The sequence below is a fragment of the Ensifer sp. Root142 genome (assembly GCF_001426785.1).
Taxonomy (GTDB): Bacteria; Pseudomonadota; Alphaproteobacteria; order Rhizobiales; family Rhizobiaceae; genus Ensifer; species Ensifer canadensis.
The window spans coordinates 249,686-263,571 of record NZ_LMFK01000034.1 but is presented as its reverse complement, the minus strand read 5'-3'; the positions used below and the strand labels follow the sequence as shown (position 1 = coordinate 263,571).

Here is a 13,886-nt window from a genome sequence, read left to right as displayed (position 1 = left end):
TGCCGCACGTCGCGGCGCCAAGCGGGGAGGGGATCAGATAAGCCGGCCACGGTGTTTGCGGCCGGCCGAAGTCGAAAGGATGACGTGATGGCAGAACGCCTCACCAAGACCGGGGCCCGAAACGTCTTTTACGGCGGGTCCTTTTTCTTTTTTGCAATCTTTGTCGGGCTTACCGCCCACAGCCACTACTACATGCGGACTGTTTCGACCGATGAGTCGACCCTGACGGACGCCGTCGCCCGCGGCAAGCACGTCTGGGAAAAGAACGCCTGTATCAACTGCCACACGCTTCTCGGTGAAGGCGCCTATTTCGCGCCCGAGCTCGGCAATGTCTGGAAACGCTGGGGCGGCGAGACCGATCCGGAAGGTGCGCGCGAGACGATGAAGGCCTGGATGGCGGCCCAGCCGAGCGGCATCGAAGGGCGCCGCCAGATGCCGCAGTTCAACCTGACCGAACAGGAACTCAACGACCTCGCCGATTTCCTGGAGTGGACGAGCCGCATCAAGACCCAGAACTGGCCGCCGAACGAGGCCGGCTAAGCGTTGCGATTGGAGTGTGAAATCATGAAATACCAGACCCAGAAGGTCGCAATGCTCTACTTCTACGGAGCAATCGGCCTGTTCCTCGCCCAGGTGCTGTTCGGCGTCCTTGCCGGCACCATCTACGTCCTTCCCAATACCTTGTCCGAACTGTTGCCTTTCAACATCGTTCGCATGGTGCACACCAACGCGCTCATCGTCTGGCTGCTGATGGGCTTCATGGGGGCCACCTATTATCTCCTGCCGGAAGAGGCGGAGACCGAGCTTTACAGCACGAAGATCGCAATCGCGCAGTTCTGGATCTTCCTGATCGCGGCTGCGATTGCCGTCGTCGGCTATCTCCTGCACATCCACGAAGGCCGAGAGTTTCTCGAACAACCCTTCGCGATCAAGGTCGGAATCGTCATCGTCGCTCTGATGTTCCTCTATAACATCACGCTGACGGTCCTTAAGGGCCGCAAGACGACCGTCACCAACATCCTGATCTTCGGGCTCTGGGGTGTGGCGATCTTCTTCCTCTTTGCCTTCTACAATCCGATCAATCTCGCGCTCGACAAGATGTACTGGTGGTACGTCGTTCATCTGTGGGTCGAAGGCGTCTGGGAGCTGATCATGGCGTCGGTGCTCGCCTTCCTGATGATCAAGCTCAACGGCATCGACCGGGAAGTCGTCGAAAAGTGGCTCTATGTCATCGTCGGCCTGGCACTGTTTTCGGGCATCCTCGGCACTGGCCACCACTACTACTGGATCGGCGCGCCGGGCTACTGGCAGTGGATCGGTTCGCTGTTCTCGACGCTCGAGGTCGCGCCGTTCTTCACCATGGTGATCTTCACCTTCGTGATGACCTGGAAGGCCGGCCGCAAGCATCCGAACAGGGCGGCGCTGCTGTGGTCGATCGGCTGCTCGGTTATGGCCTTCTTCGGCGCCGGCGTCTGGGGCTTCCTGCACACGCTGTCGTCGGTGAACTACTACACCCACGGCACACAGGTGACCGCCGCTCACGGGCACCTCGCCTTCTTCGGTGCCTATGTCATGCTCAACCTTGCGGTCATGGCCTATGCGATCCCCGAAATCCGCGGGCGGGCGCCCTATAACCAGATGCTTTCGATGGTCAGCTTCTGGATCATGTGCACGGCCATGTCGGTGATGACCTTCGCGCTCACCTTCGCCGGTGTGCTGCAGGCCCATCTGCAGCGCGTGCTCGGTGAAAGCTACATGGACGTCCAGGACCAGCTCGCGCTGTTCTACTGGATCCGCCTTGGCTCCGGCGTCTTCGTGCTGATCTCGGCACTGATGTTCGTCTGGGCAATCCTCGTTCCCGGCCGGGAACGCAGCAAGACGCTGAGCGCATCGATGCAGCCCGCAGAATGAATGAACGTGCCGGTCCGGGTTGCCCGGACCGGCCAATCTCCTTCCTCCTTTTTTACGGAGTCATGCCATGAGCATTGTTCAACCAAGCCTGGTACCGGTATCGATCGACATTCCGGCCTATAGCCCCTCCGGCAATGAATGCGCGCTGTTCGAGAATGCCTGGGTCCGGCAATTGCCGCTGCTGCTCAAGGGGCCGACCGGTTGCGGCAAGACGCGTTTCGTCAGCCATATGGCAGCAAAGCTCGGCCTGCCGCTTTCCACCGTCTCCTGCCATGACGATCTGGCCGCAGCGGATCTGACCGGACGCTACCTGTTGAAGGGCGGAGATACGATCTGGGTCGATGGCCCCCTGACGCGCGCCGTGCGTGAAGGCGGGATCTGCTACCTCGACGAGATCGTCGAGGCACGCAAGGACGTCACCGTCGTGCTGCATCCGCTGACAGACGACCGCCGCATGTTGCCGCTGGAGCGGACCGGCGAATTGCTCGAAGCGCCTTCCGCGTTCATGCTGGTCGTCTCCTACAATCCCGGCTACCAGAACCTGCTCAAGAGCCTGAAGCCGAGCACCCGACAGCGCTTCGTCGCAATCGAGTTCGATTTCCTGCCACGCAACCAGGAGATCGAAGTGGTCTCGCGCGAGAGCGGACTGGCCGCAAGCCAGGTCGCGCCACTCGTCAACCTCGCTCAGCGCCTGCGCGCACTCAAAGGGCATGATCTCGAGGAGGGCGTCTCGACACGGCTGCTTGTCTATTGCGCCTGCCTGATCGATGCGGGAATGCCGATCAGGGATGCGGTGCGCGCTGCGATGATCGAGCCGCTGACCGATGAGCCGGACGTGCGGGCAGCCCTTCTCGAAGTCGCCGCCTCCTTGATCGCTTGAGGACAGGCCCATGCTGGATTTCCTAGAACTCGAAGAAACCGTCGGGCGCGCCTGGCACCGGTTCATTGGCAACACCGGCACCTGGCGACGTTATCCCGAGCAGGCTGTCAAATTGGCCGACATGATGCCGATGCTGGCGATCAGCTTTCGAGGACACGGCGGCGAGACCGCGGTCCAGATCGTCCCCGCACGCGGCCGCACCTCTGGCCACCGTCTGAAGTGGCGACAGAAAATGGGGCTCGGAGAGGAAAAGCTCGTTCAGCCTGGCCGGGATCACGCCTCGTTGATGCTGCCCGGCGAGATCGACATCTTTCCCGACCGGAAACTCAACATTGACCTCTATCTCTGGCTGGTTGCCTATATGGCGACCATGCCGCTTGCCCCGCGCGGTGAAGTCGACCCGTTACAGGCCGACCTTACGTATCTGTCGCGGGCGCAGGAAACCGTGGCCGAGGTCTTTCAGCGGTTTCCGGGCATGCGCTATAAATACTGCCGCCTGGCTGAAGCCGTTCTTATCGAGCGCCAGCGCGGTTCACTCCCATCGGTAGAGCAGCATGTCGAAAACCGTGTCCTGCGGCTGTTGCGCAAGGCGGCCGGACAGCCGGATACGACTTTGCCGGTAATCTTCCCGCATCGCGCGCCGCCGGGATATTTGCCGCTGCTGCCGGTGCCGCTGTGGCCCGATACCTTGCTGCGACCCGAGACCGCTACAGAACGCGATGACGATGTGGCGGCAACAGGTGCCGCCTCCAGCCAGATCGCCGAGACCGAACGGCACGTGGCCGTCAGGGAAAACCCGGAGAACCGCAAGGGCGATCGTAGCCCCTTCATCCTCAACCGCTTCGAAAAAATTCTGGCGATGGCCGAGATGGTCAATGTCGACCGGCCATCCGACGACAGCGACGAACACGACAACAAGGCCGCACAGGATCTTGACGAGATGACGCTTGGCGAGCGGAAGGGCCGCCCGTCTGCGCGTTTCCGCTTTGATCTCGACCTGCCGCCGGAAGCCGTCGACCCGACACCGCTGACATCAGAACTGACCTATCCCGAATGGAACTACAGGACGTCGAGCTATCTGAAAGATCATTGCCGGGTGCTGGCCGGCCCAGCCTCGGGTATGGAGGACCGGGCTGAGCTCACACCGGAAACCAGGAGCCTGATCCGGCGGGTACGGCGCCAGTTCGAAGTGCTGCGTCCGCGCAACGAGATCCTGCGCGCGCAGATCGACGGCGCCGATCTCGATCTCGATGCCGTGGTGCGGGCTCGCACCGATCTGGCCGCCGGCGGGCAGGGGAGCGATCGCATCCATCTGATGAGCCGCCCGCAGGTTCACGACCTCGCCGTCACCATCCTGGTCGACGTCTCGCTTTCAACCGATGCCTGGTCCGACAATCGCCGGGTGCTGGACGTCGAAAAGGAGGCGCTGCTCATTCTCGCCCATGGCCTTTCGGCCTGCGGCGACAATCATTCGATCCTCACTTTCACCTCGCGGCGGCGCGACTGGGTGAAAGTGGAAAGCGTCAAAGCTTTCGACGAGCCGATGGGCCCGCTGGTCGAATCCCGTATCGCCGCATTGAAGCCGGGATATTACACCCGCATCGGTGCGGCTATCCGCCATGCCACATCAGAGCTCCAGAGGCAGCCCAACCGCAAGAAGCTGCTTTTGGTCCTGACCGACGGCAAGCCGAACGACGTCGATCACTATGAGGGACGCTTCGCGCTGGAAGACAGCCGCAGGGCGGTGATGGAAGCGCGCCGCAGCGGCATCAGCGCTTTTGCCGTCACCGTCGACCGCGAGGCGAGGTCCTATGTGCCTGCCATGTTCGGCCAGAACGGTTATGCGCTGGTCGGCAATATCACCCGGCTGCCGGCGGCATTGCCGGCGATCTACCGAAGCCTGGCGGGATAGAACGGTCAGGTACAACGCGAAAAGGCCCGGTCTCGACCGGGCCTTTTCGTGTTTGTGGTCAACCGAGGTTCAGGCCGCCTTGCTGTGCGTGCGTGGCGCGTCGTCGATATAGGCATCGAATGCTGCGGCCACGGCGCGGATCACGAAGCGATGATCCTGGCTTACCGTTATGACGCCGTCGGCGATATCCAGCACGCCGTCATTGGCCATCGTCGTCAGCCGTGCATTGCCACCGAGAAGGACGTTCGGGTCGCGTCCGTGTGCGGTGGCGATTGCCTTGATGTCGACCGTGAAGTCGCACATCAGTCTCTCGATGATCGCGGCACGCAGGCGATCCTCATCGGTCAAACGATATCCCTTGGTCGTTGCCAGCCGTCCAGACGCGATGTGGCTTGCATAAAGTCCTGGGGGAACCTCGTTCTGCACGTAGCCGGCTTGTGACCGGCCGATTGCCGAGGCGCCGAAACCGATCAGCGTTTCACAATTGTCCGTGGTATAGCCCTGAAAATTCCGCCGAAGCGTGCCAGAGGATTGCGCGAGCACGAGATCGTCGTCGGGCAGGGCGAAGTGGTCGAGCCCGATCTGGCGGTAACCCGCTTCGCAGAGCGCCTCGCTGATGGCGAGCGCCTGATCGGTGCGCGCCGAAGCGTCGGGCAGAACGTTCTCGTCGATCATGCGCTGGTGTTTCTTGAACGACGGCACATGCGCGTAGCCGAAGACGGCGAAGCGCTCCGGCCGCATCGCCACTGCCGCCTGGACCGTCTCGACGCAGGAGCGAACCGTCTGGTGCGGCAATCCATAGATCAGGTCGAAATTGATTCCGGTGACACCGGCTTTGCGAAGATGCGCCACTGCATCCGCCGTCTGCTGTTCTGTCTGAATGCGGTTGATCGCCTTCTGGACGACCGGGTCGAAGCTCTGTACGCCGAGGCTGGCGCGTCCAACGCCCCCTTCGCCAAGCGCTTGCGCCATGGCTGCGGTCAGGCGTCGGGGATCGATTTCGACAGCCACGCCTGTCTTTTGACCAAACAGGTAGCGTTCGCGCAGGAGGGCCATCAGGGAAAGGAACTCTTCCGGCTCGATGATCGTCGGCGTCCCGCCGCCGAAATGGACCTCGCCGATCGGCAGCGGCGCGGACACATGATCGGCCACCATGCCGATCTCCTGCCTCAGCACGTTGAGGTAATCGAGGATCGGTTCGTCCTGCCGGGTAATCGTGGTGTGGCAACCGCAATACCAGCACATCGATCGACAGAAGGGGATGTGCAGATAAAGAGACACATCCCGATCTTCGGGAACCGCGCCGAGCCAATCGGCGTAGGTCGTGCGATCGACACCGGCGGAAAAACGCGGTGCGGTCGGGTAGCTGGTGTAGCGCGGCAAGCGCATCTCGGCATATTTCAAAAGGGCGGTGGACTGCATGGCGGTTCCTATCGGCTTGTCGAAACAATCGATCCGTTTCTAGGCCGCGTGCCCCCGTCGTTCTTTGCGAAATGCCAAGTAACCGACCATGAAGGCGCAAAGCGGGATTTGTTTGCGCTTCGACAAAATGTCGCGTTGCCGTCGGCATTAGCCTTTGCAAATCCGGGCCGTTTGCGCCGGCGTTTCCCGGAAGCTGAGGCAACAACGGCGCCCTGAACGGACTGAGATGACCACTGCAGAAACAGAAACCAAGCCCTTCATCGACGTGCGCACCATCCCGCCGGTGGAGCGCCATCCGAAGATCTTCGGCATGCTCAATGCGCTGGCCGAGGGCGGCTCCTTCATCATCGTCAACGACCATGATCCGCGTCCGCTGCACTATCAGTTGGAAAGCCGCTACCCCGGCGAATTTACCTGGGATTACCTCGAGCAGGGACCGGATGTCTGGCGGGTCGAGATCGGCCGGCAACAGGCCTCCGGCTGCGATTGCTGCTGCGGCAGCAGCAGCGGCCACTGATACGAGTGTCCCGGCTAGGGCGTTTCCAGTTTAGGCGTAGCCGCAGGAACGCTCTATCTCTTTGTGTTTACGCATTTCCGGCCGGAAAGCCGCTTCGCACTTTCCTGGAAATGCGCTCTTCTGGATGAACCGCGATGTTCGGTGCCACGCTTTCCCGCTGGACGATGTCCTATTTCGCGGCCGCGCTGATCTTTCTTGCCATCGGCGAGATCATGATGGTCCTCGGCTTCGGATATCCGGTTTCATCCATCGAGGCCCCTGAGACGCTGGCGCTCGTCCATACCATTGCGCTCGGATGGCTCAGCCTCTTGATGGCGGGGGCTCTGCTGCAGTTCGTGCCTGTTCTCGTTGGTCGGCCGCTTTCGTTTCCCAACCTGGCTTTTCCGGCTCTGGCGCTGCTGGTTGTCGGCATAACCAGCCTGGTGCTTGGTTTTGTCAGCCTCGCAGGCGCCGACAGCCTTTCACCGCTCCTGCTGCCGTTCGGGGCGACTGTGACGATCGCCGGTTTCGGCCTGCTCATCATCATCTTTGCATCGACGCTTTGGCAGGCGCGACCGCTGCCCTTGCCCGCGCGGTTCGTCGCCGTTGGTCTTGGCTCGCTGGTCATGACCTTCTTTCTCGGTGGCATCTACGCATTCGTCCTTGCCGGACTTTCCGATACGCCGGCCGCGATCGATCTGACCCTTGAAGGCATTTCGCTTCATGCCGCGTTGGGGCTGGGCGGCTGGCTGAGTTTCACGACCATGGGGGTCAGCTACCGGCTATTGACCATGTTCATGCTGTCGCCGGACCGCGAACGGCATAGTAGCAGGATCGTCTGGGCGCTGGGTGCTGTTGCCCTCGGCATGATCGTCTGCATTGTGCCGATGATCCTTTCCGGTTCGGACGGGCGGACGATCCTGCTCGTCGGTGCGGCGCTCGCCGGTGTGATCGCCATTGGAATTTACATGGCGGACATCGTGCGGATCTACCGCGAGCGCAAACGCAAGCTCATCGAATTGAACAGCCGCGCCGGCATCGGCGCTTTCGTGGCGCTGATAGTCGCGACCGTGTTCTTCGTAGCTTTGATCGTCAGCGGCCAAATCGAAGAAGGCGTGGGCGCGCTTGTCTATCTCGTCACTTTTGGCTGGCTGACGGGCATGGGGTTGGCGCAGCTTTACAAGATCGTTCCCTTCATCACCTGGCTCGAATGTTACGGCGCGCTGCTTGGACGCATGCCGACGCCGCGCGTTCAGGATCTGGTCGTCGAAACGCGTGCGGCGTTCTGGTTTCGCCTCTACTATCTCACCGTGATCGTTGCCTCGACAGCGCTCTATTTCGACAACGCATTGCTGTTTCAGGCGAGCAGCTTTGGCCAGTTGATTGCGGTCAATGCGTTGCTTTGGGAATTCGTGGCAACACGAAGGCTCAGCAATGTGCCCAGTAATCTTCGGCTTCCTGGCGGCTTCGCCCGTCCGCATCTCTTCTTCCCATCGTTTCAGTCACGGAGACAACCATGACCAAAGACCCCATCGAGCTCGACGTCCGGCCGCTTCTCAAGAGCGGTAGTGATCCGTTCCAGGCCATCATGCGCGCCGTCGACGGTCTGGCACCCGGACAACCGCTCAAACTGATTGCAACGTTCAGGCCGGTGCCGCTTTTCAGCGTCATGGCCGGCCGCGGCTTTGCCCACCAGGACCAGCCGCTCGGCAACGGCGACTGGGAGGTTCTGTTCACGCCGGAGGAACAGGTCGACGAGATCAGGGTCTCCGCCGGCGACACGGATCTGGACGCATGGCCGGATCCCGCGCGCCAGCTCGATCTGACGGATCTGGACCCGCCCGAGCCGATGGTTCGCATCCTCGCCGTGGTGGAAAAGATGCAGGCCGGCGAGGTGCTTTTCGCACTTCTCGCGCGCGAGCCGCTGTTTCTCTACCCCGAACTAGCGAAACGCGGTCACAAATGGGCCGGAAACTTCGACGCGGCGGGCGAGACCTATCGCATCCTCGTCCGCGTCGGTGGAAACAAGGGGCACGAAAATGCAGCCGACTGAACGCGAAGAGCTGGTCGAACGGATTCGCAGCGCCCTGCGGATGATCGTCGATCCGGAAATGGGGTCCAATGTCGTGGATCTCGGTTTGATCTACGACATTGCTGTCCAGGATGGCGGCATCGTCCGCGTAACGATGACCACGACGATAAAGGCCTGCCCCGCCACGGCCTTTCTCAAGGAAGCCGTGCAGAACTGCGTCTGGTACGTTCCCGGCGTGGAATATGCCGAAGTGCGGCTGACCTACGAGCCGCCATGGACCCCGGAAATGATGCGCGAGGCATCTGCCAGGTACTAGGTCGTGGACGTGTAAACTTGCACGCATGTAGCGTGCTGGTGCGCACTGTGCTGTCAATCATCTGAACCACAGCACCGTTCAGGTTCGAGATTGCTCTCAGGATATGATCCCAGACAGGCTCGCGTTCAATGTCGCCTTGAGTCCGTATGCGGTTGCCCGATCCGCAAGTGAATGAACGAGGGACCCGCCCAAATGAAATCTGTGTGCGATTATGTCGAGATTTGCTGCAACACTTGCTCATCGGAAGGTTGCAGCTAATGTCGCTCCGACAACGTCCAGGAGAGTGTGCATGGTCAGGTTCAATCGATTGCCAGCGCTGGCGCTGTTTTCGCTCGTCTCAGCGACGTCCGTTGCCGCGCAGGACCATTTCGGGCCCAAATTCATGGCCGATGTCCCAGCGAGCATCCAGACGCCGGATACCGTGGAAACTCGCATCGGAACCCTGAAGTTCTCGGACGGTCTTCCCGATCAAGAGACGGTGCAGAAGGTTTATGACAACATCGACTTTTCAAGGGGCGTCGAAGCGTTTCTATCGGGAATGCCAGCCGCGTCTGTCTACGCACTGTGCCAGGGCCTGGAGGACGTCGGGGCCGCGAAAAACAAGGGCATCGGCATTACGGAAAATCTTATGGACGCGCGTTCATTGTTTCTGACCGCGAATACGACGACCGTCTACGTCTTTTTCTGCGTTGATCTTACGAACGGACCAGTCGTCGCGGAGGTGCCTCCAGGCGTCCTCGGACCCGTCGACGACGCATACTTCCGCTACGTCACCGATGTGGGCCTCATCGGACCCGACCGCGGTAAAGGTGGAAAATATCTTTTCGTGCCACCAGCCTATTCCGGCGAGTTGCCTGCTGAAGGCTACTTTGCCACCAAGTCGCCGACCAACACAAACCTGATTCTCTACCGCGCCTTCGTAAAGGACGGCGACATCGCTGCGGCAGTCAGGAGCGTGAAGGACCATGCGCGTGTCTATCCGCTGTCGGCGGGCAAGGAGCCGCCGGAAACCACCTTTATCAACATCTCCGGCAAGCAGATGAATACGGTCCATGCCAATGACTTCCATTTCTACGAGGAGCTGAACAGCGTCATCCAGACCGAGCCGGGCGATGCATTCGATCCCGAAATTGTCGGCCTGTTCGCATCTATTGGCATCAAGAAGGGCAAGCCGTTCGCGCCTGATGCCCGCATGAGGGCAATCCTCACCGAGGCTGTTGCGGTCGGCAATGCGACGGCCCGGTCCATGGTCTTTGCTCCCCGCGATGAACGCGCGAAATTTTACCCCGACCGTCAATGGAACAATGGCTTCATCGGCAACAGCTATCAGTTCCTGAACGACGGCGAACGCATGCTCGACGCGCGCACGATGTTCCACTACGCGGCGACGGGGATCACACCTGCGATGGCAGATGCGATGCCCGGCACCGGCTCAGCCTACGCGTTTGCGGTCAGGGACTCGACCGGAACCTATCTCGACGGCAGCAAGACATACAAAATCACCTTGCCTGCCCCCGTTCCGGTCGGACAGTTCTGGTCGTTCACGGTCTATGACAATCAGACCAGATCAATGCTGGAGACTGACCAGAAGCTCGCAGGTATCGACAGCAACCAGCCGGGCATCAAGAAGAACGAGGACGGTTCGGTGACAGTCTGGTTCTCTCCAGAGGCTCCGTCGGGACAAGAGGGAAACTGGGTTCAAACCATACCCGGCAAGGGCTGGAATTCGCTGTTGCGGCTGTATGCTCCATTGGAGCCATGGTTCGACAAGAGTTGGAAGCCAGGCGACTTCGAGAGGGTTGATTGAACACGCGCCGCGGGTTCCGGATGTTTTGCATACGGTCCGACACCCGCCCCGCTGGGAAGTCACCGAAGAAATGAACCACAGGCACTGCATGAGTGCTAGATTTCTTGCGTCTGCCGCCGTGGCAAGTGTTTCTGCCCCCATCGCTTTTTTCAGCGCAGCCAATGACCGGTTATTGGCTGCGCTAGCGATTTTCGAGAGGTTCGCCTCACGCCCGCTGTCGGAGGCACAAGCTTCGATCCTGCGGGGCGGCGTCTTTATGAGTACATGGCCTCGTCGGAAGGTTGCCGCAGCGGCGGCAACCTTCTTTTTTGGTTATGCAGAACCAACTTACTCGGGGCGCTAGGCAGCACCCCGTGGCGCGCGCCGGGCGCGAACCAGCATCGGACCGTATTCGATGCAGAACAGCGCAAAGGCTGTGATCCAGAGTGCTCCCGATAGCGCGAGCAGGTGATGATAGTGCGCCGGCAGGATCTCGGCGAAGGGGCGCGCCAGCGCCGCGCCGATGATGGCGATGTAAGAGGCGCAGCTGAGGTTCGATGCAGCCAATGGCCGTCCGGTGTGTCCGCGGCTTGCGCGCGTCATGACGGCCAGCATCATGCAGGCTATGACCCCAACGGTCATCACATGCATGACGGGGTACGCGTCGAGAGCGCCGACCGCGCCTGCTGCAACGGCGGCAAAGCCGAGTGGAACGAAGGCATAGGCCGCGTGCAGGACGAACACGATCTTGTCCGGCCACGTGGTCCACCCGCGCCAGCGGATAAGCCGGGCCGCCTGCAGCAACGAGGCGGCGGACGCTACCGTAGCCGTGACGATGTGTTGCGGCGCGAAGGTCCAGCAGACAAGAGCAGCGACGCCGACGAGAATCGTCACTGTGTCAAAGCGGTTATAGGGAACCGGAAAGTCGGTCCGGCCGAACTTGTTCAGCCAGTTGCGGGTGAAGCTTGGCAGAATTCTGCCGCCGACAATCATGATCAGCATGACATAAGCGCCGATCGCCAGCCGTGCCGCCGCGTCGACGTCGAGCTCACGGACGACGGAGATATGGAACCACGCATTGGCGGCTGAAAGAAGAACCAGACCGCTGACGATTTTCAGATCCTTCCACTTCCGACCGACGATGATTTCGCGCGCGCAGATGGCGAGCAACGCCGGCATGAAGGCGGCCTCGATGATCACTGCGAACTTCAATCCGATAACATCGGTTGCAAGCAGCGCCAGCCGCCCGGCAACCCACAGGGCGAACAGGTAGGCGAGCGGCCTGCCAGAAACTGGCAGCCTGCCGGTCCAGTTCGGAACAGCGGTCAAAAGGAAGCCTGCGAGTACGGCGGATGAGAACCCGAAGAGCATCTCGTGTGCGTGCCAATGGGCAGGGCCATATTCGCCGGCAATGTCGATACCCGTGGTAAGGGCGGCAATCCATCCGGCCATGGCGAAGATCGCCCAGAGACTGGCGCCGAGGAAGAAGGGTCTGAAGCCATAGGAAAAGAGAACGGGACCGGTGGTGGCGATTCCGCGCGGGATTCCTCCGCTGGGCCTTGGTTTGCTGAAGTAACTAAACATTGTTCGATCCTGTTCTTTCGTCGAGCGGACGGGTGGATGGGATCGATTTATCCGGGGCTTGCCGAGGCATCTTTGCGAAAACGCAATTATAGAGCCTGGCGAACGCCGCCCCCGTGAAGATTTGCAGAAAAACATCCACTTTCCGGGGCGATTTGTTCCAAGACAAAGACGTCATTCGCTCTCGGTTCTACTTGAGGCATGACTACTGAAAAACCGGTGGTCAAAACCTGAGGTGAGCCCGCCAGGGACGGCAGAGGACACCGTAACACGTTGAATTTCGGCATGATTTTCGGACGGCCACTCCGGTCGCGCGGTCATGCCCAAGGAGAGCAATGATGACAGAACAGCTGCAGATGACTCGCCGGACGATTCTGGCCGGCGCCGCCTTCGCTGGCGCGCTGACGCCGATCCTGACGGCGACCTCGACCCAGGCCGCAACGGCCGCCGCTCCCGCGGCAGCGGACACGGCGCCGGTCGACATTGCGACACTGGAACGGGTCAAGGTCGACCTCGTCGCTCCGCCCTTCGTTCATGCTCACGATCAGGTCGCCAAGACCGGCCCGCGCGTGGTCGAGTTCACCATGACCATCGAAGAAAAGAAGCTGGTCATTGACGGCGACGGCACCGAAGTGCACGCCATGACCTTCAATGGCTCGGTTCCCGGTCCGCTGATGGTCGTCCACGAGAACGACTATGTCGAACTCAGATTGATCAACCCCGCCACCAACACGCTGCTGCACAATATCGACTTTCACGCAGCAACGGGGGCCTTGGGCGGTGGCGGCCTGACGCAGGTCAATCCCGGCGAGGAGACGACCTTGCGCTTCAAGGCGACCAAGCCTGGCGTCTTCGTCTACCATTGCGCGCCGGAAGGCATGGTGCCCTGGCACGTCACGTCGGGCATGAACGGCGCCATCATGGTGCTGCCGCGTGACGGGCTTAAGGATGAGAAGGGACAGCCGCTGACCTATGACAAGGTCTACTACGTGGGCGAGCAGGATTTCTACATCCCGCGCGACGAAGCCGGCAACTACAAGAAATACGAAACGCCCGGCGAAGCCTATGAAGATACCGTCAAGGTGATGCGCACGCTGACCCCGACCCACGTCGTCTTCAATGGCGCGGTCGGAGCGCTGACCGGCGAGAAGGCGCTGACAGCGGCCGTTGGCGAACATGTGCTCGTCATCCACTCGCAGGCCAACCGCGATACACGGCCACACCTGATCGGTGGACACGGCGACTATGTCTGGGCAACCGGCAAATTCCGTAATCCGCCCGAGCTCGATCAGGAAACCTGGTTCATTCCGGGCGGCACCGCCGGCGCGGCCTTCTACACATTCCGGCAGCCGGGCATCTATGCCTACGTCAACCACAACCTGATCGAGGCCTTCGAACTGGGCGCGGCCGGACACTTCAAGGTCACCGGCGAGTGGAACGACGATCTGATGACCTCGGTCGTCAAGCCGGCTTCGATGTAGCCCCGACATGACAATCGGCCGCGTTGCCCGAAGAGGTCTTTGGGCAGCGCGAGGCAGCGACAAGGGCAT

Annotated in this window: 12 protein-coding genes; 10 read left to right on the top strand and 2 right to left on the bottom strand. The window is 60.9% G+C overall.

Annotated features, from left to right (window positions below; all coding sequences use genetic code 11):
- The first annotated feature begins 87 nt into the window (after positions 1-87).
- From ASD52_RS26050 to ASD52_RS26035, 4 genes are all read left to right on the top strand, one after another.
- Positions 88-540: a cytochrome c gene (locus tag ASD52_RS26050; protein WP_025430210.1), complete on the top strand. Its 453-nt coding sequence runs from the start codon at positions 88-90 to the stop codon at positions 538-540.
- Between the two features lie 24 nt (positions 541-564).
- On the top strand, positions 565-1,911 hold the full coding sequence (locus tag ASD52_RS26045) for a nitric-oxide reductase large subunit (RefSeq protein WP_025430209.1): 1,347 nt from the start codon (positions 565-567) through the stop codon (positions 1,909-1,911).
- A 67-nt stretch (positions 1,912-1,978) separates the two neighbouring features.
- The gene (locus ASD52_RS26040; RefSeq protein ID WP_025430208.1) at positions 1,979-2,791 is read left to right on the top strand and encodes a CbbQ/NirQ/NorQ/GpvN family protein; all 813 of its coding nucleotides are present in this window, start codon (positions 1,979-1,981) and stop codon (positions 2,789-2,791) included.
- 10 nt (positions 2,792-2,801) lie between these two features.
- Positions 2,802-4,703, top strand: coding sequence for a nitric oxide reductase activation protein NorD (locus ASD52_RS26035; RefSeq protein ID WP_057225854.1), 1,902 nt, complete (start codon positions 2,802-2,804; stop codon positions 4,701-4,703).
- A 69-nt stretch (positions 4,704-4,772) separates the two neighbouring features.
- On the opposite strand, the gene hemN is transcribed toward ASD52_RS26035, so the two are convergent.
- Positions 4,773-6,125, bottom strand: a complete 1,353-nt coding sequence (gene hemN, locus ASD52_RS26030; RefSeq protein ID WP_057225852.1) for an oxygen-independent coproporphyrinogen III oxidase — start codon at positions 6,123-6,125, stop codon at positions 4,773-4,775.
- 226 nt (positions 6,126-6,351) lie between these two features.
- Between hemN and ASD52_RS26025 the strand changes: the two genes are divergently transcribed.
- The 5 genes from ASD52_RS26025 (at position 6,352) to ASD52_RS26005 (ending at position 10,776) form a co-directional block, all read left to right on the top strand.
- Positions 6,352-6,642, top strand: a complete 291-nt coding sequence (locus ASD52_RS26025; protein ID WP_025430205.1) for a DUF2249 domain-containing protein — start codon at positions 6,352-6,354, stop codon at positions 6,640-6,642.
- A gap of 134 nt (positions 6,643-6,776) precedes the next feature.
- Complete coding sequence (locus tag ASD52_RS26020) at positions 6,777-8,141, top strand: hypothetical protein (RefSeq protein ID WP_057225850.1); 1,365 nt, start codon at positions 6,777-6,779, stop codon at positions 8,139-8,141.
- Entirely contained in the window at positions 8,138-8,674 is a 537-nt protein-coding gene (locus ASD52_RS26015; RefSeq protein ID WP_057225848.1) for a DUF2249 domain-containing protein, read from the top strand. The genes ASD52_RS26020 and ASD52_RS26015 overlap by 4 nt, the downstream gene beginning before the upstream one ends.
- Positions 8,661-8,969 (top strand): metal-sulfur cluster assembly factor, encoded by a 309-nt coding sequence (locus tag ASD52_RS26010; protein WP_057225846.1) that lies wholly within the window; start codon positions 8,661-8,663, stop codon positions 8,967-8,969. Before ASD52_RS26015 ends, ASD52_RS26010 begins: the two co-directional genes overlap by 14 nt.
- Positions 8,970-9,276: 307 nt before the next feature.
- Positions 9,277-10,776, top strand: coding sequence for a DUF1254 domain-containing protein (locus tag ASD52_RS26005; protein WP_244497518.1), 1,500 nt, complete (start codon positions 9,277-9,279; stop codon positions 10,774-10,776).
- Between the two features lie 339 nt (positions 10,777-11,115).
- Here the strand turns inward: ASD52_RS26005 and ASD52_RS26000 are convergent, their stop codons facing one another.
- A complete protein-coding gene (locus ASD52_RS26000; protein WP_057225843.1) occupies positions 11,116-12,339 on the bottom strand; it encodes an NnrS family protein in 1,224 nt (407 codons plus the stop codon).
- Between the two features lie 335 nt (positions 12,340-12,674).
- Here ASD52_RS26000 and nirK point away from each other — a divergent pair, with 335 nt between their 5' ends.
- The gene (gene nirK / locus ASD52_RS25995) at positions 12,675-13,817 is read left to right on the top strand and encodes a copper-containing nitrite reductase (RefSeq protein WP_057207332.1); all 1,143 of its coding nucleotides are present in this window, start codon (positions 12,675-12,677) and stop codon (positions 13,815-13,817) included.
- The last annotated feature ends 69 nt before the right edge of the window (positions 13,818-13,886 follow it).

Excerpts from the sequence above, each read along its gene's own strand:
- ASD52_RS26050 (WP_025430210.1), top strand. The coding sequence starts at position 88 with ATGGCAGAACGCCTCACCAAGACCGGGGCCCGAAACGTCTTTTACGGC.
- ASD52_RS26045 (WP_025430209.1), top strand. The coding sequence starts at position 565 with ATGAAATACCAGACCCAGAAGGTCGCAATGCTCTACTTCTACGGAGCA.
- ASD52_RS26040 (WP_025430208.1), top strand. The coding sequence starts at position 1,979 with ATGAGCATTGTTCAACCAAGCCTGGTACCGGTATCGATCGACATTCCG.
- ASD52_RS26035 (WP_057225854.1), top strand. The coding sequence starts at position 2,802 with ATGCTGGATTTCCTAGAACTCGAAGAAACCGTCGGGCGCGCCTGGCAC.
- hemN (WP_057225852.1), bottom strand. The coding sequence starts at position 6,125 with ATGCAGTCCACCGCCCTTTTGAAATATGCCGAGATGCGCTTGCCGCGC.
- ASD52_RS26025 (WP_025430205.1), top strand. The coding sequence starts at position 6,352 with ATGACCACTGCAGAAACAGAAACCAAGCCCTTCATCGACGTGCGCACC.
- ASD52_RS26020 (WP_057225850.1), top strand. The coding sequence starts at position 6,777 with ATGTTCGGTGCCACGCTTTCCCGCTGGACGATGTCCTATTTCGCGGCC.
- ASD52_RS26015 (WP_057225848.1), top strand. The coding sequence starts at position 8,138 with ATGACCAAAGACCCCATCGAGCTCGACGTCCGGCCGCTTCTCAAGAGC.
- ASD52_RS26010 (WP_057225846.1), top strand. The coding sequence starts at position 8,661 with ATGCAGCCGACTGAACGCGAAGAGCTGGTCGAACGGATTCGCAGCGCC.
- ASD52_RS26000 (WP_057225843.1), bottom strand. The coding sequence starts at position 12,339 with ATGTTTAGTTACTTCAGCAAACCAAGGCCCAGCGGAGGAATCCCGCGC.
- nirK (WP_057207332.1), top strand. The coding sequence starts at position 12,675 with ATGACAGAACAGCTGCAGATGACTCGCCGGACGATTCTGGCCGGCGCC.